Source organism: Halalkalibacter hemicellulosilyticusJCM 9152 (assembly GCF_000513115.1).
In the GTDB taxonomy this organism is placed as follows: Bacteria; Bacillota; Bacilli; order Bacillales; family Bacillaceae_D; genus Halalkalibacter; species Halalkalibacter hemicellulosilyticus.
Genome location: NZ_BAUU01000019.1, coordinates 1 through 21,581 on the forward strand (window position 1 = coordinate 1; position 21,581 = coordinate 21,581).

Below are 21,581 nucleotides of genomic sequence, written 5' to 3' on the forward strand. Positions count from 1 at the left end.
TCTTTAGCATAATAAGAAAAAAGCAGCATTCCTAGTTAAAGGAATGCACGCTAAAATTATTAAATGCTATGATTTCCTATAATAAGATGTTTGGTTGTGTCTGGCATCTCTTTAATTGAAGTTTTTAGGAATTCGGGATAGAGTAAAATATCTTCAAGTTCATCAATATGTATCCATTTATAAATCAACCTTTCTCCCTCTTCTCCATAAAAAACATCATTACTAAAATTCAACTTACTTTCTAATGAAACTTTATAATACAACCCTATTTCATGAAAATTCTTGTTATTATATTCAAAGAAATTTTCCGTGATCCTCTGACTTGTTAATTAATTTCATTGATATACTGCTTTGCCCACTTACACCAGTCTAAGTACATTTCTGAATACCTTATTCCATATTCAACTGTTAATATAGCACCTACGTCTCGCTCTTCATGACTGTTAAAGTGTTCTTTCCACTTTTTTGTCATACTTAAAATTTTTTCTTCTCTTTCAATAACTTCGTCTAACAATTTAATAATTTCAACAACCGATAAAAAAGGAAAAATAGTCGATTTAATTAAGAAATTATCTTTTATTTTTGCTGGTTTTAAAGGTTCTTCAATTGCCCAGCGTATTAATTCCTTCTTTCCTGTATCTGTAATAGAGTATACTTTTTTATTTGGTAAGACTTCTTGAATCACTAATTCGTGATCAATCAAGTTATCATTTTCCATTTTATGCGATTCTGTGTAGATTTGGCTATGAGTCGTACTCCAAAAATAAATCATCTGTTGCTTAAATATTCTCACCACATCATAACCTGTTACTGGTTTTTTTGAAATTATTCCTAATAAAGCATAGCATCTCAACAAAAAAGCACTATTTATTTCGTTTATCACTTTAGGTGTAGTAGTAATCTTGAGCTTGTGTTTATTTTTTATATGGACTCAAAATACATATGGTGCGATAGATGCTCATCAAATCGATATAGAGGAGGTAAAGAGTTCAGAGGATGGTTGGTATATCTATACAGCGGTAAATGCTGAGAAAGGTGTAATACTTTATCCAGGTGCAAAAGTTGAACCCGAAGCGTATGCCTATTTAGCACAAGAGTTATCAAAGCAAAATATTACAGTAGTTATACCCTCAGTTAGATTAAATTTACCAATTCTAGATGTTTCAAAAGCAAATGAAATAATAGAGAATGAAAATCAAATTGAATGGTATATTGCTGGTCATTCAATGGGAGGAGCGGCAGCGGCTATGTATGCAGATCGATATTTAAACAAAGTAAGCGGGCTAATATTACTTGGTGCATATGCAGCAAGTAATGATTTTTTAAGTGAATCCAACTTACCCGTTTTATCTATAAGCGGGTCAGAGGATGGACTCAGTACACCTGAAAAAATTAAAGAAAACAGCTCGAATTTACCAGAAAGTACTGATTTTATAGAAATAACGGGCGGTAACCATGCTTATTTTGGTGTATATGGTAGTCAGTCAGGTGATAATGAAGCTCTGATCACAGTTAGTGAACAACAAGCGGCCATTATAGATTCAATTGCTAATTGGTTGGAAAGTGACCATGTCACTAGTGAAGGTGAAAAATGAAGAAGTTAAGAATTTATTCAATTTCAACAACAATTATTGTTCTATTTGTCCTTTTGCAAGGTTCCATTGTCACCAAGACAGGATCGGGGCAAGGGTGTGGAACGACGTGGCCTCTCTGCTTTGGGGATGTCATTCCAAATGACCCAACTCTGGAAACCATTATTGAATACACCCATAGATTATTCTCCAGCATTGCAGGAATGTTAGTCTTAATATTATCATTTTGGTCTTGGCGTAAATTGAATTATATTAGAGAAATAAAATTCTTTGCTATTGTAGCTTCTGCTGCCATTATTATTCAAGGGTTAATGGGAGCCGGACAAGTTGTATTTGGACAACCATTATATTTCTCGCCTAGCTTTACAAACATATCCTTAGCATAGTCAGATACTTTATCATCAAAGACTTCTCTACGATATTTTACAACTAGCACAAGATGGTAATACATTAAGAATACTGAATGATTATTACTATCCAATTTAATTATAAAATAAGACTTTCTTTTACCTAAGACTGATTTTACGGGTTGTGCGTTGATGAATTTAGATAATTCTGTATAAAACAAGATAGTAATACATTAAGAACACTCATTTTTATATCAGCCCCAGTACATTATAAGACTTCTAACCATCGGTGCAACGGGTCCTACTCATAACTAGCGGTAGGAATCTCCATCTTCAAAATTTCGCGAAAAATTAAGGTAGAGTAGTTCAATCTTCATTTATTTTAGATACATGCTTAAAAATTTTTTTGAAGGTATCGGGCAATTGAATTTGTTACTTATTTTCTTTCTACGTCTGGCAATGTATTTATATATATAGTCTCTGATTGGTTTTGGTATAACAAGTAACAGACTTAGAAATCTGTAAGCAGTTTGCAATTCACTAAAAAGTTTGATAATTGCACTAGAATAATAGAACTTTTTGTTTTGACTATCAATAAAAATGATACTGTCGATATTGGTATCTAACTGTAAGTTTTTTTTGGTCCAATTACTTTGTAAGCCCGTGATTCGAAGATTTTTATTTTTATTTCTCTTTACAATGAATTGAATGAAAGAACTACACATATTACAATCACTATCGTAAATCAAAATTATCATTGTTATCCTCCCTTAAATGAACTATATATCTATTTTTGTTGTAAAATATATTTAATTGGAATTTATTTACAAATAAAGTTGAAAAAAAAGGAATAGTGTATTAACATTAAAATGTAAATTCATAAAAATTATATATATTAATCTTTTTCAAATTTAATAGTATGGTTACCACTAGTATTTCTTAGTTCATTAACAAATTCCTCAATATTCATAGGCGAAATAATAAATGTTTTATAAGGTTTGTATTGTAACACATAACTTTCTAACGATAGTGCAGTACTTGCAACTAGAGGGTTTGTATTTTTCTGAACGATTTCAATTTGGTCAATATTAATTGATCTCCTAAAAGGCCCCTGCTTAATAACTAACTTATCTTCTACAATCCAATATGAAGTACCAAACCAACACCACAAAAAGTAAACTCCTAAAGGCAAACATAAAACGGTGATCACGATAATCGAAACAACGTCAGCGTCAAAGTAAATAGGGAATAATACACTAAACGCAATTAAAAAGAAGCTTAATGGAAGCAAAATGATGCCATAAATCAAGTCTTTTTTCGGATTGAACTTCACTGTAAAACATCCTTTCATTTGTAATTTTCAATATATTCTGAAAAGGAGGTGAACTTGTAGTTTTAGGATAACATACTTATTTAAATCTGAGGAGGATTCTATGTTTAGAAAATTATTTGTATTGGGCATTACATTATTGTTAGTTACTTCTCTATTGAACCCCGCAGCCATAGCCAATGGACAGAAATTTGAGGGGGAGCAGTTATTTAGGGCGATTTTCTTTGGACAAGGAGAAGCTGCTGAACTATTTGAACACATAACACAGCCTGAATTAGTTGACTATGAACATACAGAAGAAGAGTTAGAATTAATTAGTGAGTTGGTCAATGGAGTTGATAAACTAGATGAAACATTGTTTGATAGATTGGAACAAGCAATCTATAGCAAAAATTTAGTCGATGTGCATAAAATACTACAAGAAGCATCAATGCATTCTTATAATGTTCTTGAGAAAATTGGATACGATATCTATGCAAATAATGGTGACGGCGAAGGAGAAATTGCTTGCGTAGTCGGACCAGTAGTGGTAATTGCTGCAGGTGTATATATGTACGTAGCTGCTGCTCATACTGCAGCAGTAGGTATTCAAGTAGGCGTTGGAGCTGCATATTGGGTTTCAGTGGGGGCATGGGTCACTAGTTCTGTAGATCCAACTATGTCTCTTGAACAAGAGAGAATAGTAGTAGAAGTAGTCGAAGCTATAAATTAATTCATAAGTTTATTGCCGGGTATTTTATCTGCTCGGCAATAAACATTATTTCAGAGGTGATTAATTTTGAATGTAATAACTCTGGGGAAGTGTATGGTCGTTTTATCTTTAATAACCTTCGGCTTTTTGTTTTCCTCAATTTATAAAGCTTTACCTCCAAATGTGGTTGAAATCCCCATTATTGATAATTTGAACATGACATCTTGGTTTCCTCAAGGATGGGGATTTTATAGTAAGGATCCAACTGAAGGAAGAATAAATGTTTATGATGAAAATGGGTATTCAAGCGATCTTTCTTGGCCGAATAGTAGTAGTACAAATTTATTTGGTCTAAAGAAAGAAGGTAGAGCGGACGGTATTGAAGCAGGAATGTTGTTTGGATTAGTTCCAGAAGAACACTGGATAGAATGTAATGGGTCTCTAGAAAATTGCTTACAAGAGAATGAAGAGAATGTTGTAGCTATTACCAACACCAGTCCTAGAGAGAGTTTATGCGGGAAAAAAATCCTAACTAGAGAAGAATATACTCCTTGGCTATGGTCTAGTTATGATCCAGAAATGCCACTATTTTATGTAGAGGTGGATATTGAATGTTTAGCAGAATAGGTAACTATGTTAAAAATTCCGCTGAGAATATACCTATATGGACAAATGTTTATGGAATAGCTAGGTCATTGATGGCAGGAACTTTGGCGTTAGTGTTAATAATTAATCCAGCTGAGCTTATATTTATACCGGCGCAAGGTATTTCCGAATTTCCACAGTGTACAGGTAATATAAGTTTATTTTGTTTTGGATCTAATGATTATTTAACACTTAATATTATTCGTTGGATAGTAGTGGCTTTATTAGTGGTGATTGCAAGTGGATGGAGACCGAGATACACCGGTTTATTACATTTTTATATTGCTTATAGCTACCACGAGGCAGCAATGGTGATTGATGGTGGTGATCAGGTACATTTAGTCCTTTCATTACTTTTAATTCCTATTACACTGTGTGATCCTAGAAAGTGGCATTGGAAGACATTTCAACCAATAAAAATTACAAACAATTATATTTATTTATACATGATATCGTTAACAGTAATTTACCTCATTCGAGTCCAAGTATCAATAATATATCTAAATGCAGCTTATGCTAAGGTAACTAAAGAGTATTGGATCAATGGAACGGCAATATACTATTTTTTAAATGATTATATGCTTGGATTAAATGATACTTTAAGTATGGTTTTAACTCCAATCTTAGAAACCCAATTTATTGTTGTCTTAACATGGGGAACAATCGTTTTAGAATTTTTACTCTTTGCAGCATTAATAGCTCCAAAATACACGTGGAAATATTTTTTAATTCCAGGATTAATTTTACATGGTAGCATAGCTCTTGCTATAGGTTTGTATAGTTTTTCCACTATCATGTTCGCTGCCTTAATAGTTTTCTTAAGACCTTTTGAACAAAAATTTCAATTTTCTATGTCTACAATAAGGCAAAATATAAACAACATTTCTTTATTCAGAAAGAATAATAAAAAATTCCTTAGTTCTGAAGTTAATCAAATTAAAGTCGAAAAATGACTAATTTAACTTATTTCCGAAAGAAGTCTCCTCTTTAAGGTAAGCGTCAAATAGTCCCCATCACATTAATAGGTGGGGACTATTTGAAGTTTACTAGGGATCTGTCCAAATTGTACGGAAGCGGTACAGTAAGACTAAAAAAAATCACTATCCTTTCCTGCTAAGGAACACTCTCTTTAATCACGAAAAAATTTCTATTATCAAGCTAGTTAACACGAAAAGCGATAGCAGTTGTTACGCTATCGCCTCCGTTCCTTTAATCGTTAATTTTTTTTATCATTAATAAAATTAGCTATTTTCAGAAGTTCTTCCTTAGTGTTGTTCTCATCGTTAAATACAAAATTATGATGAAGATTATATTCTATCCCATTTTTAAACCAGTGAAGTTCAGATGATGGAAATGGTGTTTCTTTAAAAATGCAATTGTTCCATCATTTAATTTGATTTTTTCAAATTCTCCACTGCTTTCCATATGGCTATAAAAACGGTCAAAGTTTGCCACAATGTATTCTATAGTGTGTTAAGTGCATGATTTCATCATTTACCGATTATAGTAATTTTTCAGTTGAATCCGGTTCATCTCCTGTTTTTCTAAATGAAAAATCTTTAAATAAGTAAAGGTTTCCAGCACAAACAAACCCTAAACCCAATAAGGATATTGTTAAGCTCATAAATTGACCATTGATTAAACTGTAAACTAATATTATTAAGCCGGAGACAAAAAATATCATACTCGATATCATGCATATTTTTCCATAAGTAGTTAGCCTTTTACACAAAATCTCTCCTCCTTGTTAAACCGCTCTATGAGTAGTTGCTAATTCTCTTAGTTGAGCAAGAAACGTTCTTCTTCAGCTTTCTCTATCGTTCTACATGTCTTTTGTAAAAGCTCTGCCATTTCTGAATTGAATAACTATAATAACGAAATTACTGTCGCTAAGACCAAGCTTGTAACAAGAGACAGACAAATACCAATAACAAAGCCTTTAAAATGGTGAAAGTGATTTTTGTATTCAGACATGCCTTCTGTCCCTTTGATGATAACGAACTTTGGCGTGAGGCTACAAATTAGAAGCAAGTCGATAATGAGCCAATCGACTACATTGAAGACAGTTATTATTCCAAACATATTGATGAAAGCAACTAAAAAAGAGATTTCACCGCCATATGACTGCTTCATTAATAAAGTGGAAACGACTGGGATACCTATGAGAAAGAGCATAAAGAATATACCTACAAACTTGGTTTGCATTTTTTCATATTTAGTCTTTTCAGCAACTACTTTTTGAATGCCAGCAGGATAGGATTGCAAAAGCAGTCTAGGGTTGTAATACAAGGTTACCAAGATAATTGTTGAAAGAATGATAGATAAAGATATTCCATAAATCATGATTGACCATCCTAAGTGCATCTAATCCCATCCTCGCAAAATTTTTTTTATGAGTGGCACCGTTATATCATGCGCTTTTTAAAACATCTAAGTGACTTTTAGTAGTTTATTGATTTAATACAGACTTCCAAGCATCATAGAATTCTTTTATCGTTGAATATCTATTATTGCGATCTTCTTCGACTGCTCTTCTTGCAACTTCATAAAGACCTTGATTAGCATCCCATTTTGAGAAGGAACGATCCATTTCACCACCCAGTAGTCCAAACGCAATCGCGCCAAGATTGAAGACATTCGTAATAGAATCAATTGGAGACCCAAGTTCAAATTCTTCTGGGGATTTTGAACGATTTGACCCCCAGAAATCCTCACCTAAATCATTTCTAGAAGGTGCCTCTCGATAAAAATCAATATCACATATTTTTGTTTCATCATTCTTGAAATCGTATAGGATACTTCCATCATAAAAATCCACTGCAACATATTTTTGCGATTCCACATAAGTATGGAAAGAAAAGATTGCATCTAGTGCCTTTAAACGTTTTTCCACTTCCAATTTCTTGAATCGATAAAAAGGTGACTTAGGGTTTGTAAATTTTGCTACACCACCAAACGACCAATGAGAATGTAAACATTCACCTTCAAACCATTGAAATACTACTGCATACCCATTTTCCGTGGAAAAGTAATCTAATAACTTTATTAAGTGTGGATGTTCTAACGATTGATAAACGGGGACAGCCTTTTTCAATCGTTCAATCGCATCCTTTGGGTTCCCAGTAAAGTCAATAGGTTTTGCTCCGGCATATTTCACAAAATACCTCTGTCCATCATTTTCAACACCGAAACTTATATTTCCTGAATCTTGTTGATCAAATACACAAAAAACAGCACCTAACTGCTTTAACCAATTGAAAGTATGCTCTTCTTGTAGTTGAAAATCCACTTTATCAAGTGTCATAGTAATGAAATTCGTTTGTTTTGCCAAAATATGATCCTCCTATATTGTCAGTAGAGATCACGTAGTTTATAGGGGATTGATACGTCTCTCTTAATTTAATTGCACCCCGTTTGTAGCTATCGTCATTTTCATAACAAAACGCCTCCTTTCAAGTATCCAAAGAAAATTATATTTATTTCCATAGTAGTGTTGGTTATTAATATAAAAAAGAGAGCGGTTCATTCACTCTCCTAGAATTAAGATTTATTAGTATTTAAATTTCCCAAAAGTTCTTTCCAGTTTGAAGGGAAGCCAATAAGAGCGAAGTCTATATACTCTTCATATTCGGATATAAGAGCATCCAAATCCATTATAAATCTGTTACCTTCAGTTTTGGATAGTAAACGTTCAGTTATATAAATAGCAGAGAATATGTACTGATTGCCAAAATGCTTGAAATCATCTCTAAATAACTTAGGTTCAAAAGTGAGGTGCTTATTATATAACCGACCAAAATGAGCACAAACATTTCTCACATTTGATATAGTTTGTAGCCAACTTTCCATATAAAAATAAGGAACATTATAATAAGTTTTTGCTATGTGTTTTTTTAAATCCTTCCTAAGGTTTTTATAAAACTTAGAGAGGAAGCCGAAAGAAGTAACTTCAATTGCCGCCCAAATAGGAAATTCACCGTTATATTTATTGAAGTGATGCTGTACAAATAGTTCACCTTTACGACTTTTCTCAATGAAAGAATCTAGTTCTGTTAATGAATTTTGATGAAACTTCTCATTAATAAAGTTTTCTTTATCTCTATATCCCAATGGTCCTAATTTATGTGCTATCTCATAAGAGACATGCGTTCTAAATGCTATCTCAATAGTTTCCAATGTTCCCAAGAGTAATAACCGTAAACGTCGATCAAACTCATATAAAGACAGCATTTTATTAAATGATGCACCATCTACATATTTATCTTTGACAAACGGATCTTTTAAACTAAGTCCATAAGCAGATAAACGGTAATAATTAACTTGCTGTAATATTTTTTCGGCAAATTCAGAATTTTCTATATGTAGGTTTCTTTTTCTATATAAATCCACTTGTTCTTTGAACGTAGTTGGCGGCTTTATTTTAGACTTATCCTTTTCAGAAGTCAAAATAATTATCTCCTTAAATAAAAAATGACCCACCTTGGTCCGCATTCATAAGAGGCGTGGTGGGTTCTGTTACTATTATATTATCTTTCATGATCAAGAAAGTCAATAATAAAACACAGTAACTTATGGCTTTCAAACGTAACTTGCTCAACAAAGAAAGCATTGCCTCTTTGTTGAAGTAACGCCCCCTTTAGTGCAAGTGTATGTATTCACAAAATTATAAGATTGTTAAGATAAACCTACAAGTTTGAACTGTACCACTTAGGTTTATTACTATTGAAATAATCATGGTCTTCTAAAATTATCTCAATTCTTTCTAACGCATCAGGAAAGGAATTAGGGTCATAGTTTATAGTCCAAACTATGGTCGAAAATACATTCATCGAGCAGAGCATTAGGTCTATCAGGTAATACGAGTAAATTACCTTCAATAAAACCATGGAGATTCCTTCTAACCTTTATCACTTCTTCTTAAAGTAAACTTCATCTAATAATACCATAAAATAGTAAATAAATCCCTTTTATATGCTAATAGTAACAATCTTTACGAAACAGCCATTTTATAAAAAAGTGAGCATATTTACAATAATGAAAGCGCAACTAAAATTATTTTCATGTAATAATTTCTTACAATAATCACCAAGAAGTAGGAGGTTCCTGCTATATTTCTTTCATACTACTTTTCCAATACATAGGTAGAAATAGTAGTAGTAGAAATGAAGGAGGAGTTTACAGCATGAAGAAGTTTACGTTTACGCTCATGGCATTTGTTACACTGATGGTGGCGTGCTCACAGGAGACAGTTGAGCAAGCTGAGGCTGATCCGATTGAAGACGGAGAAGCTGTTGTCGCGGAGGAAGGGAATGAAGAAGAGGAAGCAGAACAGCAGGAAGTTAATGAGGATTTACCAAACATATCGATTCTAGCAACGGGTGGGACGATAGCTGGATCTGGTAGCGTAGGAACGAATACGACTGATTATCAGGCAGGGGATATTGCCATTGAAGCATTGATTGAAGCTGTGCCTGAAATGACCGAGATTGCGAATATAACTGGTGAGCAAATTGTGAATATAGGAAGCCCTGATATTACGAACGAGCACTTGCTAACATTAGGTAATCGTATTAATGAATTATTAGCGACAGATGATGTAGATGGGATTGTTGTCACACATGGTACAGATACGATGGAAGAAACAGCATACTTTTTAAACCTAGTTGTCAAAAGTGATAAGCCTGTCGTGTTAGTTGGAGCGATGCGGCCAGCAACTGCCATGAGTGCTGATGGTCCGTTGAATTTGTATAATGCGGTTTTAGTTGCGGGGCATGAGGAATCAGTTGGTCGCGGGACGCTTGTTTCCTTTAATGATCGAATTGCTTCAGCGAGACATGTTACGAAGACAGACACAACAGTGGTTGATACATTTGTGGCTACAGAAGAAGGGTACCTTGGACGAATCGTTGGCGGTGTACCACATTATTATACTGAAATAACACAATCGCATACGACCGAGACGCCATTTGACATCTCAGACTTAGAGGAATTACCACAAGTCGATATCATTTACGGTCATCAAAATAATGATCCATACATGCTTGATGCAGCAGTTGAAAATGGAGCAGAGGGGATTATTTTTGCAGGTTCAGGTAACGGTTCGATGTCATCGGTCATGCAGGAGGCGGCAATGGAAATAATGGAAGAGGGTATGCCAATCGTTCGTGCTTCTCGAGTAGGGAATGGAACGGTTTCGCATAAGGATGATTATTTGACTGCTGATTCATTGAATCCGCACAAAGCTCGCATATTGCTCATGCTTGCGCTCACAGTTACAGATGATGAAGAGGAAATTCAAGAATACTATGATTCGTATTAATAGAGAGATGTGAATGGGAATCCCTCCAGCTGGATAAAGTTGGAGGGGTTTTTGTTGAGGGATATCAAGTGAGCGCTTTCGATCGATTTAGAGCGTTTTTAATAGAAATGGAGCGTTTTCACCCCCTGTTACGTCACTCTCGATAAAAAAGTGGCATTTTCACTAAGAATAATAGTTGACAATAAAGAGCAGACATATTATAGTATCTGTAACCGGTTACAGGTGAGGCGAGAGAACATGACAACAATCAAAGATGTAGCAAAGTATGCAGAGGTGTCAGTTGCTACGGTATCAAGAGTGTTAAATAAAAAAGGATATGTAAGTAAGGATGCAGAAGTGGCTGTATTAAAGGCGATTAAAGATTTAAATTATAAGCCCAATTCAGTTGCGCGATCTTTGTATCATAAGACATCTAAGATGATCGGCTTACTCATTCCAGACATTTCGAATCCTTTTTTTCCGGAGTTAGCACGTGCCGTTGAGGATGTTGCATTAACATACGGATATACGGTTGTGATCTGTAATACAGATGAAGATAAAAGGAAGGAACAGCAATATGTTGATGCGCTAAAGCAGAAATATATTGATGGCTTGATCTTATCGACGAATCAGTTATCGATCGATGATTACAAAAGTTTGCACGTACCATTGGTTGCTCTTGATCGCTCTATTAGTGATTCGGTTCCAATCGTAACAGCGAACAATTTTATAGGAGCACAGCAGGCGACAGAATACCTCATAGACAATGGTAGTACGTTTTTGGCCCATTTAAGAGGTCCGGTTGGAGTGAAAACAGCTGACCAGCGCTACAAAGGATTCAAAGAAGTGGTGGAAAAGAAAGGGATTGCCCATGTAGTCGTGGAGTCTGAATTCAACATTCATCATGCTAAAAAGACCGCGCTTGATCTATTTGAGCGCTATCCATCCATCGATGCGATATTTGCTAGTAGTGATATTATGGCAGCTGGAGTGATGAAGGCAGCAAAGCAGATGGGAAAAGAGGTTCCAACAGACGTGCAATTAATTGGATTTGATGGAATCCCGCTTGGTGAGATGCTGACCCCTTCTTTATCAACGGTCATCCAGCCTATTTATGATATGGGTGCCATTTCTACAAGGCTATTAATTAAGCAAATTGAAAAGCAACCATTAGAAACGTTGCATTATGAGTTAGAGACAGAATTGAATATACGCGAAACGACGAGGAGTGAACAATATGAGTAAATCTAATCCCATTATTACGGTTATTGGAAGTATCAATATGGATATGGTGACAACGACGGTCAGGGTACCGGAGCAAGGTGAGACCGTCATGGGTGAGTGCTTTCGCACAATGCCCGGTGGAAAGGGGGCGAACCAAGCCGTTGCGGCAGCTCGTCTTGGAGCAGAAGTTCACATGATTGGCAGAATAGGTGAGGATTCTTTTGGTAAAGAGCTTCAGTCCCATTTGAAGAAGCAAAATGTTAATGTTGATGGTGTGGAACCGGTTACAGATAATCATACAGGTGTTGCGACCATTCTACTATCGGAGCGAGATAATCGTATTATCGTATCAGCGGGGGCCAATGATGATGTGACCCCTGATTATGTAAAGCGACATTCAGCTATTATTGACCGAAGTGATATGGTCATCGTTCAATTAGAGATTCCAATTGAAACGGTTGAGTGTGTAACCGGTTACTGTTATGAAAAAGGAATACCGATTATATTAAACCCTGCCCCAGCTCATCCATTACCACCTGCTATCTTAGATGCTGTGACTTATTTGACACCTAATGAGAAGGAAAGAGATGAGCTGGAGATTGATAGAGTGACCTATAAGAAAAAGTTGATTATTACGTTAGGTGAAAAAGGTGTCAGTTATATGACAGATGAGCAGGTGGAAGAAGTCATTCCAGGTTATAAGGTTGAAGTGGTTGATACAACAGGTGCTGGTGATACCTTTAATGCTGCTTTGGCTGTGGCGCTTGGACGTCAAAAAAAGATGAAGGAAGCGATTCAATACGCGAATGCCGCCGCCGCATTATCTGTGCAACAATTTGGAGCACAAGGTGGGATGCCGACGGATGATGAGGTGAGAGATTTTTTAGAAAAGAGGACTCATGCGGAATGAAGAAACAGGGAATTTTAAATAGAGATATTTCGAGCGTTCTGGCTAAGCTCGGCCATACGGATCAAATTGTCATAGCTGATTGTGGGTTGCCTATTCCCGAGGGTGTACCATGTATTGATTTGTCATTGGAGTTAGGTGATCCGACCTTTTTACGGACGTTAAATGTCGTATTAGCTGATATGGAAGTGGAAAAGGGTATTGTAGCGAAGGAAATCAAGTTGGAAAATACAGATATTTGTGAAACCATTCAGCAATATGAATTTCCAATTGATTTCGTAGATCATGAAGTGTTGAAGAAGCAGTGCCGATCTGCAAAGGCTGTTATTCGTACAGGTGAGATGACTCCATATGCCAATATTATTTTGCAGGCGGGTGTTATTTTCTAATTGGAGGTGAGTGTAAATGATTGAGATGACGGGAATCGACAAGTCCTTTAATGGGAATCAAGTATTGAAGCAGGTCAACTTTGAAATAAAAAAAGGAGAAATTCATGCATTAATGGGGGAAAATGGTGCTGGTAAATCAACGTTAATGAAAATTCTTTCAGGTGTTTACGAGCGAGATGCAGGCACTGTTGTTGTAAAAGGTAAGGACGTTCGCTATACGAATCCGAAGCAGGCGGAGAAAGATGGTATTGCCGTTATTCATCAGGAGCTAAATATTTTACCAGAGCTAACAGTTGCAGAGAATCTATTTCTAGGGAATGAAAAAACGCTTGGGAAAACGGGCTGGATGAAAACGAAGGAAATGAACGAGATAGCTAAGAAGCAGCTGGCGAAGCTAGGCTTAAAGCTAAAACCAACGACGTTAGCGAAACACCTTTCAGTTGGGAAACAGCAAATTATTGAGATTGCTAAGTCACTCATGACCAATGCGGAGGTCATTATTATGGATGAGCCAACTGCCGCTCTGACTGATCGTGAAATCGATACGTTATTTGAAATGGTGGAAAAGTTAAAGCAAACTGGCGTCTCGTTTGTATACATTTCTCATCGTATGGAAGAAATTTTTTCGATATGTGATCGAATTACTGTTTTACGAGATGGACAATATGTTGGAACGAAAACGATTAAGGACACGACCTTTGATGAGATTGTGCAAATGATGGTTGGGCGAGAGCTTGGTGAGCGTTTTCCTGAACGGAAGGAACATGTAGGTGAGACAAAGCTTTCTGTAAAGGGGCTGTCGCGTAAGGATGAGTTTGAAAACGTATCCTTAGATGTGAAAAAAGGCGAGATCTTTGGCATTTCAGGTTTGATGGGTGCTGGTCGATCCGAATTAGTGGAGACGATCTTTGGATATCGAAAGGCTGATCGTGGTGAAGTGTATATCGATGGTCAAAAGGTAACCATTCGAAAACCAAGTGACGCGATTTCACAAGGGGTTGCTTTCGTTTCAGAAGATCGAAAATCAAAAGGATTAGTAGTTGATTTTTCGATTCGAGAAAACTTGAATATAACCAATTTAAAGACCCTGTCTGAAAAAGGATGGATGATTCAATCTCGTGAAAAGGCATTGTATACCGAGATGGCTAAAAAGCTTCACATTCGCTCTTCTGGCTCCGAACAAAAAGCAAAGTCATTAAGTGGAGGTAATCAACAAAAGGTTGTCATTGCCAAATGGCTTGGGATGAAGCCAGATGTGTTAATTTTAGATGAGCCTACTCGCGGAGTCGACGTTGGTGCTAAGAAAGAAATCTATTCGATTATAAATGATTTAGCGAGTCAAGGTGTGGCGATTATCATGGTTTCCTCTGAGCTACCTGAAATTATTGGAATGAGTTCACGAGTAGCTGTAATGTGCGAAGGCGAGCTTATGACAATATTAGATCGGAAGGAATTATCAGAAGAGAAAATTATGCATTATGCGACAGGGGGAGATAAGCATGTTCGCTAATAAACGACTAAGTTCTATGCTAAGTATGTTAGGCCCTTTTATCGGACTCATACTTATTGTTATCATCATTTCAATCTTGAATCCGAGCTTTTTATCCGCACCGAATTTATTAAATATTTTGCGGCAAGTATCGATTAATGCGTTAATTGCATTTGGAATGACGTTTGTGATTTTGACAGGGGGAATTGATTTATCTGTTGGCTCTATTCTCGCATTTTCTGGAGCGGTAACAGCTTCATTAATTGCCTCGGGCGTTGATCCGGTGCTAGCGGTGTTAATCGGCCTAATTGTTGGAACAATACTCGGCGCCTTTAATGGATTTGTCATTGCAAAAGGGAAGGTAGCGCCTTTCATTGCAACATTGGCGACAATGACAATCTATCGTGGATTAACGTTATTCTTTACGGGTGGACAACCTATTTCCGGTATTGGGGACAGTTCGTTTTTCGCGATGATTGGTCGAGGCTACTTCTTTGGCATCCCAATGCCAGCTGTGACGATGATGCTAGCATTTGTTGTTTTGTATTTAATTTTGAAAAAGACCACATTTGGTCGTCGTGTATATGCCGTTGGTGGGAATGAAGAAGCGGCGATCTTGTCAGGAATTAGTGCGAGTCGCATTAAAATATACGTGTACTCGTTAACAGGCTTTTTATCAGCGTTAGCAGGTGTCATTTTAACGTCAAGATTAAGCTCAGCGCAGCCAACTGCGGGGCAGATGTATGAGCTTGACGCAATTGCGGCGGTTGTACTTGGAGGAACGAGCTTAACTGGTGGACGAGGTTGGATCGTCGGCACGTTAATAGGTGCCTTGATCATAGGAGTTCTGAACAATGGTCTCAATTTATTGGGAGTGAGTTCATTTTTTCAACAGGTTGTCAAAGGTAGTGTGATCTTATTAGCGGTACTATTAGACCGCAAAAAAAATGCGTAAAGGGGAAGGTTAAAATGAAAAAGAAATTAATGATGTTAGTTGTAACAGTTATGAGCATGTGGTTAATGGCGTGCTCGATGGAATCTCCAGTAGATAATGGTGATCGTGCAGACGGCGATAGTGATGAATTAGTTGTAGGGTTTTCCATTTCAACGTTAAACAACCCGTTCTTTGTGACATTGCAGGAAGGGGCGGAAGCTAAGGCGGATGAGCTAGGAATTGAATTAATTACAGTTGATGCTCAAGATGATGATGCAAAGCAAGTGAACGATGTCGAAGATCTCATTCAGCGTGGTGTTGATATTATTTTAATTAACCCGACCGATTCTTCTTCCGTTGTGTCAGCTGTTGAGTCTAGTAATGCTGCGAACATTCCAGTTATTACAGTTGATCGTGGATCTGATGGTGGAGAGATTACAGCCCATATTGCTTCAGACAATGTAGCAGGTGGCGAAATGGCGGCAGAATTATTAGTTGAGTTAGTTGGTGAAGGCGCTCAAGTAGCTGAACTAGAAGGTCTTCCAGGTTCATCAGCAGCACGTGAACGTGGAGAAGGGTTTAATAACGTAGCAGCAGATGAGCTGGATGTTGTAACGGCACAATCAGCGAACTTCAATCGAGCAGAAGGTTTATCCGTGATGGAAAACATTCTCCAAAGCAATCCAGATATCGTTGGTGTTTTTGCTCATAACGATGAAATGGCACTTGGAGCATTAGAAGCAGCCGTTGCGGCTGGACGTGATGATTTAGTAATCGTAGGGTTTGATGCGACAGATGACGCTGTTGCAGAAGTGAATGCAGGGCGTTTAGCTGGGACAGTTGCACAACAGCCTATCTTAATCGGAGAGGAAGCGATTGAAGCGGCAATGAGTCTATTTAATGGTGAGGATATAGAAGAATTTATTCCAGTTGAGCTTGATTTGATTAGAGATTAATGAAGCTGGACCGCCTAAGCTGAGCAGTGATGCTTAGCTTAGGTTGAGTTGTAAATGAATTTTGGCTCCGTACGGTACAAGAGAGACTGGGACAAAAGTATTTCATAAGTGAGATACCGAACAAATCTAGAGTGGAGCACATGCACCGCTCCTGAAATATACTTCGCTTTCCGCGGGAAGCTGGTGAGCCTCCTCGTGCCTACGCACTGCGGGGCTCGCCTTTTCTTTTCATGAGGCCACTGAAAAAGTAAACTCCGACTTTTCTAGTGGCCTTTAAAATAGTGGTTCTTTCTTTTTTGTGAATTCATAGGAAAAAGGTAATGCTAATACGGCCAAAACGAATAATCCAACGATTATGGACATGTAAAGAATAAAGGAGATATCCACAAATAATCTCAGTATAAATCCAGGGATAAGCATGATTAATACAGGTGGAATGCCAGTTTTTAGATTGCTTTTAGATGTTAGGTATTGTTTTTTCTGGCAGTTCGGACATTGTTTGATAGCGAGAAAAGTAAGAGCTTCTTTGTATTTGAACGTATATTGACATGACCAACACTTAGGCAAGCTCATTGATAAACGCTCCTTTCCTACTGTTTCTTGTACGTAATAAAACCCTTTATGACCAATAATAACATAAAATTAATAAATATTACCTAATTACATCATAAGCAAAAGAGAGAAGTTGTTGGAATTAAATAAACGTTTAATTAAATGGAGTGAATGGCGCAATTGAGATCAATTTTCTTCAAGTCTATCGTTAAATAGTCGTTCACTTTGATGATGGCATGACGTTATTTTACAATCTAATTAGAAATATCAAGAAGGGAGGAACTCGAAGGAAAAATAAGGTATACTAGAAGACAGGCGTTAGATAAGAAGGTGAAGGGTTAGCTGATCCCCTAATGGAAGGGGGTGATGCGTTGACTACTTTTGAGGGCATCTCATTGATGATTATGTTTGGAATGCTTGTGATTTCAATCTTATCATTTAAGGATGAGGACAAGAAGTAGCCACCCTTTGCTGGCAGCATAAAGGGTGGCTTGTATGTCACCGGATTTGAAGATGACAGCTTCCCAAAACTGGGAATATCTAATGCTTAGAATGGCTAATGTTACCAGCATTGGCCATTCGCTTTTTTAGTGTATGTGTTGATAGGTTAAAAATACCATAAAATGAGTCAATTCGCAAATGGTTGAGTGCAAAGAATGGGCTCATGAACTATGAGATCGCCCGCCATCAAGAGAGTGAATAGGTAATCCTCCTGCCGTTAAATAACGAAAGAACCGTAGTTTGTGAAGATAGGGTGCTCCTCCTTCCGCTAATCGAGCAAAAATAGGATGAGATGGGTCTGAAAAGCTTAAATAGAGGAATGAGGAACACAAACGCTGTGAAAAAGCGAACTAGAGAGAGAATAGCGGAATGAGAAACCGCTACACCGAGAATGCCTACCCCAACTACCCACGGTCTTTCCGAAATTCAGAAGGTGTACATGATTTTTTTCGTTTGAACATGCGAATGAAATAACTCGTGTTCTCAAAGCCAACCTCAAGGGAGATATCGAGGACGGAGCGTTCCGTCTCTTTTAGAAGCTTCGCTGCCTTATTGATGCGGACGTGATTCATGTAGTCAATGGGTGTCATTTTTATATACGATTTGAAAAAACGACTGAAGTGACCGTCGCTCATTTGAATATGTGTTGCAAGGTCGTTAACAGTAAGACGTTCATGAAGGTTTTTGTCCATATACGTTAATACCTGTTTCAGCCGGGCAATGTTTTCACTTTTTTCGGTTCGAGCAGGTGATTTCCGTTTAACTTCATATTCGTTCATAAGGTAAGCGAATATGAGAAAGAGCTCCCCTTTTATTAGCAAAGGGTAGGTTGCTTTCTTTTCCTCATAATGTGAAAGGATGGCTTCGATATGACGAAAAGCGCTAGATTCTTTAATGAGAATTGGTTTGTCATCGTCCCACTCTAACAGTCGGTCAATGAAATGACTTTGCATCGTATCATAGGTCGCGCTGCTGACGAGCTGACTATGAAAGACGATCGCTTGCAAGCGAAAGGGCTCGTTGCCAACTGGATAAGCAGCGTGCAGTTGTCCGCTCGGAATGAATAACGCCTCTCCTTTGTGCAAGGTTATTTCAGATGTACCGACCCGAATAAGCGCTTGACCGTGCACCATGACGAGAAATTCCATCTCATGGTGCCAATGCCATTGAAAAATCACATCCCCATCAAGATAGTCGACCATATAAATATGAAAGGCAAACATCGGGTCACCGTGGATCCGATCCTCCAATAATGTATCCTTATTCATGCTCATTCTCTCCAATATATCAGAATTGTGTTATGATTATGTGTCAATTATACAAGAAATACGCGTGTTTAATCAGTATTATTTTAATTAGCAAAATAAAATTAGTGAATGAGAGGGGAATGCTAAATGAAATTCAGCAATGGACAATGGCTGACAAAAGAGGGCTATCAATTAATTAGTCCAGTCGAATTGTTTGATGTTGATCAGTATAAGGATTCGGTTACACTAGTTGGACCTCCAAAACCAATTGTGAATCGTTCGGGACAACTTGATACACCGTTAATTGAAGTGAATTTATCTTCGCCGCTGAAAGATGTTATTCGGGTACAAGTGTATCATCATAAAGGAGCGCGCGATCTTGGACCTCATTTTGAAATTAAAGAGGATGAAAATGTAACCGTTTCAATTAAAAATAGCGATGAAGGTGTTGTTTTTTCAAGTGGAGATGTAAGCGCACAAATTAGTAAAGAAGGTGGATGGGAGCTAGGCTTCTATTATAAAGATGAGCTTTTGACAGCGAGTGAATTCAAAAGTGTCGCCCACGTCATTGCTGATGATGGACAGACGTATATGCGTGAACAGTTAAGCATTGATCCTGGTGAATATGTGTATGGATTAGGTGAGCGTTTCACACCATTTGTGAAAAATGGTCAGGTCGTTGATATTTGGAATAAGGATGGCGGTACGAGCTCTGAGCAGTCATATAAAAATATCCCTTTCTACTTAACGAATAAAGGCTACGGTGTCTTTGTCAATCATCCTGAAAAAGTTTCATTAGAAGTGGCTTCAGAGCATGTGTCAAAGGTACAATTTAGTGTGCCAGGGCAGAAGCTTGATTATTTTATCATTGGTGGTTCGTCGATGAAGGAAGTTTTGGAAAATTATACAACGTTAACGGGTAAGCCGGCATTACCTCCTGCGTGGACGTTTGGTTTATGGCTGACGACTTCCTTTACGACAGATTATGATGAGGAAACAGTTAATTCCTTTATCGATGGAATGGCAGAGCGTGACTTGCCGCTACATGTGTTCCATTTTGATTGCTTCTGGATGAAGGAATTCCAATGGTGTAACTTTGAGTGGGATGATCGTATATTTCCTGAGCCTCAGCAGATGCTTGAGCGCTTGAAGGCGAAGGGCTTGAAGATTTGTGTCTGGATTAATCCGTATATCGCACAACGTTCGAGCTTATTTATGGAAGCAAAGGAAAACGGCTATTTAATTAAAAAAGAAAATGGCGATGTATGGCAGTGGGATTTATGGCAGCCTGGAATGGGAATTGTCGATTTCACGAATCCTGCAGCGTGCCAGTGGTATGCAGATAAGCTCCGTCATCTTGTTGATATGGGTGTCGATTCCTTTAAGACGGATTTCGGTGAGCGTATTCCGACGGATGTCGTCTATCATGATGGTTCTGATCCAGTGAAGATGCACAATTATTATACGTTCCTCTATAATAAAGTCGTATTTGACGTGTTGGAGGAGAAGCTTGGTAAAGGGGAGGCTGCTTTATTCGCGCGTTCAGCAACGGCTGGTGGTCAGCAATTCCCCGTTCATTGGGGTGGAGATTGTACGGCAACCTACGCATCGATGGCGGAGAGCTTACGTGGGGGATTATCGTTAGGAATGTCAGGGTTTGGCTATTGGAGCCATGACATTGGCGGCTTTGAAAGTACGGCAACAGCGGATGTATATAAGCGTTGGGCCGCATTTGGCTTATTATCAAGCCATAGCCGTCTCCATGGGAGTAGGTCATATCGTGTTCCGTGGTTATATGATGAAGAAGCCGTTGATGTCGTCCGGCATTTCACGAAGCTGAAGTGTCAGCTCATGCCATATTTATTCAGTGAGGCTAATGAGTCCTCACAAAAAGGAATTCCGATGATGCGACCGATGGTACTTGAATATTCGAATGATCCGAATTGTGATCAGCTTGATCGTCAATACATGTTAGGTCAGTCTTTACTCGTAGCACCAATCTTCAACGAAAAAGGAATTGCTAAATATTACCTGCCAGAAGGAACATGGACGGACTTTATAACAGGTCGTACGGTTGAAGGTGGAGTGTGGAAGCAGGAGCACCATGATTATTTAAGTGTGCCACTTTTGGTTCGCCCGAATTCTGTCATTGCGGTTGGTCACAATGATACGAAGCCTGACTATGATTTCGCTGATCACGTCGATTTCCAGCTATTTGCGCTTGAAGCAGGAAACAAAGCGGAAACGACTGTTTACTCTGAGCAAGGCGAGGCGGAAGTTTCGTTTACGGCAACGCGAGAAGGAGAAACGATTACGATCTCGGTTACAGGAGCCAGTAAGCCATATACGATTACGTTACGTGGTGTGAATCGTGTAGCAGGTGTGACTGGAGCAACAGCTGAGGATAGCGAAATTGGTGTAAGCTTAACTCCTGCAGAAGGAGAAAGTACGATTGTCGTTACGTTATAAGGTGGTACCG

22 protein-coding genes and 1 pseudogene are annotated in these 21,581 nt (G+C 37.7%); 14 read left to right on the plus strand and 9 right to left on the minus strand.

All coding sequences use genetic code 11. The features are described 5' to 3' along the window. Positions 1 to 325: 325 nt before the first annotated feature. Positions 326 to 883, minus strand: a complete 558-nt coding sequence (locus JCM9152_RS12745; protein ID WP_268870732.1) for a PadR family transcriptional regulator — start codon at positions 881 to 883, stop codon at positions 326 to 328. 19 nt (positions 884 to 902) lie between these two features. Here JCM9152_RS12745 and JCM9152_RS12750 point away from each other — a divergent pair, with 19 nt between their 5' ends. Further along, positions 903 to 1,595: an alpha/beta fold hydrolase gene (locus JCM9152_RS12750; RefSeq protein ID WP_052015932.1), complete on the plus strand. Its 693-nt coding sequence runs from the start codon at positions 903 to 905 to the stop codon at positions 1,593 to 1,595. Further along, positions 1,592 to 1,978: a COX15/CtaA family protein gene (locus tag JCM9152_RS24105; RefSeq protein WP_052015934.1), complete on the plus strand. Its 387-nt coding sequence runs from the start codon at positions 1,592 to 1,594 to the stop codon at positions 1,976 to 1,978. The genes JCM9152_RS12750 and JCM9152_RS24105 overlap by 4 nt, the downstream gene beginning before the upstream one ends. Here JCM9152_RS24105 and JCM9152_RS21940 read toward each other — a convergent pair. The 3 genes and pseudogenes from JCM9152_RS21940 to JCM9152_RS21430 all read right to left on the minus strand — a co-directional run. Next, a pseudogene (locus JCM9152_RS21940) lies at positions 1,936 to 2,079 on the minus strand (transposase); the annotation flags it as partial. The gene JCM9152_RS24105 and the pseudogene JCM9152_RS21940 sit on opposite strands and share 43 nt — an antisense overlap. Positions 2,080 to 2,316: 237 nt before the next feature. After that, positions 2,317 to 2,697: a thiol-disulfide oxidoreductase DCC family protein gene (locus JCM9152_RS24110; RefSeq protein ID WP_035344880.1), complete on the minus strand. Its 381-nt coding sequence runs from the start codon at positions 2,695 to 2,697 to the stop codon at positions 2,317 to 2,319. Positions 2,698 to 2,834: 137 nt separating this feature from the next. Further along, a complete protein-coding gene (locus tag JCM9152_RS21430; RefSeq protein WP_052015936.1) occupies positions 2,835 to 3,272 on the minus strand; it encodes a PH domain-containing protein in 438 nt (145 codons plus the stop codon). 121 nt (positions 3,273 to 3,393) lie between these two features. Between JCM9152_RS21430 and JCM9152_RS12770 the strand changes: the two genes are divergently transcribed. From JCM9152_RS12770 to JCM9152_RS12780, 3 genes are all read left to right on the plus strand, one after another. Then, positions 3,394 to 3,981 carry a sporulation delaying protein family toxin gene (locus JCM9152_RS12770; protein ID WP_158318438.1) on the plus strand — a complete coding sequence of 196 codons (588 nt, stop codon included), beginning with the start codon at positions 3,394 to 3,396 and terminating at the stop codon, positions 3,979 to 3,981. Positions 3,982 to 4,074: 93 nt separating this feature from the next. Continuing rightward, positions 4,075 to 4,587, plus strand: a complete 513-nt coding sequence (locus tag JCM9152_RS12775; protein WP_035344887.1) for an SdpA family antimicrobial peptide system protein — start codon at positions 4,075 to 4,077, stop codon at positions 4,585 to 4,587. Further along, entirely contained in the window at positions 4,572 to 5,558 is a 987-nt protein-coding gene (locus JCM9152_RS12780; RefSeq protein ID WP_035344890.1) for a sporulation-delaying protein SdpB family protein, read from the plus strand. Before JCM9152_RS12775 ends, JCM9152_RS12780 begins: the two co-directional genes overlap by 16 nt. A gap of 913 nt (positions 5,559 to 6,471) precedes the next feature. On the opposite strand, the gene JCM9152_RS12790 is transcribed toward JCM9152_RS12780, so the two are convergent. The 3 genes from JCM9152_RS12790 to JCM9152_RS12800 form a co-directional block, all read right to left on the minus strand. Next, positions 6,472 to 6,969 (minus strand): hypothetical protein, encoded by a 498-nt coding sequence (locus tag JCM9152_RS12790; protein WP_035344896.1) that lies wholly within the window; start codon positions 6,967 to 6,969, stop codon positions 6,472 to 6,474. 85 nt (positions 6,970 to 7,054) lie between these two features. Then, the gene (locus JCM9152_RS12795) at positions 7,055 to 7,909 is read right to left on the minus strand and encodes a serine/threonine-protein kinase (protein ID WP_035345084.1); all 855 of its coding nucleotides are present in this window, start codon (positions 7,907 to 7,909) and stop codon (positions 7,055 to 7,057) included. Between the two features lie 236 nt (positions 7,910 to 8,145). Next, entirely contained in the window at positions 8,146 to 9,051 is a 906-nt protein-coding gene (locus JCM9152_RS12800; protein WP_052015937.1) for an Abi family protein, read from the minus strand. A 736-nt stretch (positions 9,052 to 9,787) separates the two neighbouring features. Here JCM9152_RS12800 and JCM9152_RS12805 point away from each other — a divergent pair. The 7 genes from JCM9152_RS12805 to rbsB all read left to right on the plus strand — a co-directional run bounded on the left by JCM9152_RS12805 (position 9,788) and on the right by rbsB (position 16,802). Beyond that, complete coding sequence (locus JCM9152_RS12805) at positions 9,788 to 10,924, plus strand: type II asparaginase (protein WP_035344899.1); 1,137 nt, start codon at positions 9,788 to 9,790, stop codon at positions 10,922 to 10,924. Between the two features lie 237 nt (positions 10,925 to 11,161). Continuing rightward, on the plus strand, positions 11,162 to 12,148 hold the full coding sequence (locus tag JCM9152_RS12810) for a LacI family DNA-binding transcriptional regulator (protein WP_035344902.1): 987 nt from the start codon (positions 11,162 to 11,164) through the stop codon (positions 12,146 to 12,148). Further along, on the plus strand, positions 12,141 to 13,037 hold the full coding sequence (gene rbsK, locus JCM9152_RS12815) for a ribokinase (protein WP_035344905.1): 897 nt from the start codon (positions 12,141 to 12,143) through the stop codon (positions 13,035 to 13,037). Before JCM9152_RS12810 ends, rbsK begins: the two co-directional genes overlap by 8 nt. After that, on the plus strand, positions 13,034 to 13,423 hold the full coding sequence (gene rbsD / locus JCM9152_RS12820) for a D-ribose pyranase (protein ID WP_035344908.1): 390 nt from the start codon (positions 13,034 to 13,036) through the stop codon (positions 13,421 to 13,423). The genes rbsK and rbsD overlap by 4 nt, the downstream gene beginning before the upstream one ends. A gap of 16 nt (positions 13,424 to 13,439) precedes the next feature. Next, positions 13,440 to 14,933 (plus strand): sugar ABC transporter ATP-binding protein, encoded by a 1,494-nt coding sequence (locus JCM9152_RS12825; RefSeq protein ID WP_035344911.1) that lies wholly within the window; start codon positions 13,440 to 13,442, stop codon positions 14,931 to 14,933. Next, positions 14,923 to 15,867, plus strand: a complete 945-nt coding sequence (locus JCM9152_RS12830; RefSeq protein ID WP_035344914.1) for an ABC transporter permease subunit — start codon at positions 14,923 to 14,925, stop codon at positions 15,865 to 15,867. The genes JCM9152_RS12825 and JCM9152_RS12830 overlap by 11 nt, the downstream gene beginning before the upstream one ends. A 14-nt stretch (positions 15,868 to 15,881) precedes the next feature. After that, the gene (gene rbsB / locus JCM9152_RS12835) at positions 15,882 to 16,802 is read left to right on the plus strand and encodes a ribose ABC transporter substrate-binding protein RbsB (RefSeq protein WP_035344917.1); all 921 of its coding nucleotides are present in this window, start codon (positions 15,882 to 15,884) and stop codon (positions 16,800 to 16,802) included. 273 nt (positions 16,803 to 17,075) lie between these two features. Here the strand turns inward: rbsB and JCM9152_RS24115 are convergent, their stop codons facing one another. Then, positions 17,076 to 17,375, minus strand: a complete 300-nt coding sequence (locus tag JCM9152_RS24115) for a TIGR04104 family putative zinc finger protein (RefSeq protein ID WP_035344920.1) — start codon at positions 17,373 to 17,375, stop codon at positions 17,076 to 17,078. Between the two features lie 350 nt (positions 17,376 to 17,725). On the opposite strand from JCM9152_RS24115, the gene JCM9152_RS23325 reads away from it, so the two are divergent. After that, a complete protein-coding gene (locus JCM9152_RS23325; protein ID WP_235715705.1) occupies positions 17,726 to 17,815 on the plus strand; it encodes a putative holin-like toxin in 90 nt (29 codons plus the stop codon). 444 nt (positions 17,816 to 18,259) lie between these two features. Here the strand turns inward: JCM9152_RS23325 and JCM9152_RS12845 are convergent, their stop codons facing one another. After that, on the minus strand, positions 18,260 to 19,123 hold the full coding sequence (locus JCM9152_RS12845; protein ID WP_035344922.1) for a helix-turn-helix transcriptional regulator: 864 nt from the start codon (positions 19,121 to 19,123) through the stop codon (positions 18,260 to 18,262). Between the two features lie 126 nt (positions 19,124 to 19,249). Here JCM9152_RS12845 and yicI point away from each other — a divergent pair, with 126 nt between their 5' ends. Next, positions 19,250 to 21,571 carry an alpha-xylosidase gene (gene yicI / locus JCM9152_RS12850; RefSeq protein WP_035344925.1) on the plus strand — a complete coding sequence of 774 codons (2,322 nt, stop codon included), beginning with the start codon at positions 19,250 to 19,252 and terminating at the stop codon, positions 21,569 to 21,571. Positions 21,572 to 21,581: the final 10 nt, after the last annotated feature.

What these genes read in the sequence shown, in the direction of transcription:
- JCM9152_RS12775 (WP_035344887.1), top strand. Translation starts at nt 4,075, where the DNA reads ATGGTCGTTTTATCTTTAATAACCTTCGGCTTTTTGTTTTCCTCAATT.
- JCM9152_RS12845 (WP_035344922.1), bottom strand. Translation starts at nt 19,123, where the DNA reads ATGAATAAGGATACATTATTGGAGGATCGGATCCACGGTGACCCGATG.
- rbsB (WP_035344917.1), top strand. Translation starts at nt 15,882, where the DNA reads ATGAAAAAGAAATTAATGATGTTAGTTGTAACAGTTATGAGCATGTGG.
- JCM9152_RS12795 (WP_035345084.1), bottom strand. Translation starts at nt 7,909, where the DNA reads ATGACACTTGATAAAGTGGATTTTCAACTACAAGAAGAGCATACTTTC.
- JCM9152_RS24105 (WP_052015934.1), top strand. Translation starts at nt 1,592, where the DNA reads ATGAAGAAGTTAAGAATTTATTCAATTTCAACAACAATTATTGTTCTA.
- JCM9152_RS24115 (WP_035344920.1), bottom strand. Translation starts at nt 17,375, where the DNA reads ATGAGCTTGCCTAAGTGTTGGTCATGTCAATATACGTTCAAATACAAA.
- rbsK (WP_035344905.1), top strand. Translation starts at nt 12,141, where the DNA reads ATGAGTAAATCTAATCCCATTATTACGGTTATTGGAAGTATCAATATG.
- JCM9152_RS12780 (WP_035344890.1), top strand. Translation starts at nt 4,572, where the DNA reads ATGTTTAGCAGAATAGGTAACTATGTTAAAAATTCCGCTGAGAATATA.
- JCM9152_RS12790 (WP_035344896.1), bottom strand. Translation starts at nt 6,969, where the DNA reads ATGCACTTAGGATGGTCAATCATGATTTATGGAATATCTTTATCTATC.
- JCM9152_RS12810 (WP_035344902.1), top strand. Translation starts at nt 11,162, where the DNA reads ATGACAACAATCAAAGATGTAGCAAAGTATGCAGAGGTGTCAGTTGCT.
- yicI (WP_035344925.1), top strand. Translation starts at nt 19,250, where the DNA reads ATGAAATTCAGCAATGGACAATGGCTGACAAAAGAGGGCTATCAATTA.
- JCM9152_RS12830 (WP_035344914.1), top strand. Translation starts at nt 14,923, where the DNA reads ATGTTCGCTAATAAACGACTAAGTTCTATGCTAAGTATGTTAGGCCCT.
- JCM9152_RS12825 (WP_035344911.1), top strand. Translation starts at nt 13,440, where the DNA reads ATGATTGAGATGACGGGAATCGACAAGTCCTTTAATGGGAATCAAGTA.
- JCM9152_RS24110 (WP_035344880.1), bottom strand. Translation starts at nt 2,697, where the DNA reads ATGATAATTTTGATTTACGATAGTGATTGTAATATGTGTAGTTCTTTC.
- JCM9152_RS12805 (WP_035344899.1), top strand. Translation starts at nt 9,788, where the DNA reads ATGAAGAAGTTTACGTTTACGCTCATGGCATTTGTTACACTGATGGTG.
- rbsD (WP_035344908.1), top strand. Translation starts at nt 13,034, where the DNA reads ATGAAGAAACAGGGAATTTTAAATAGAGATATTTCGAGCGTTCTGGCT.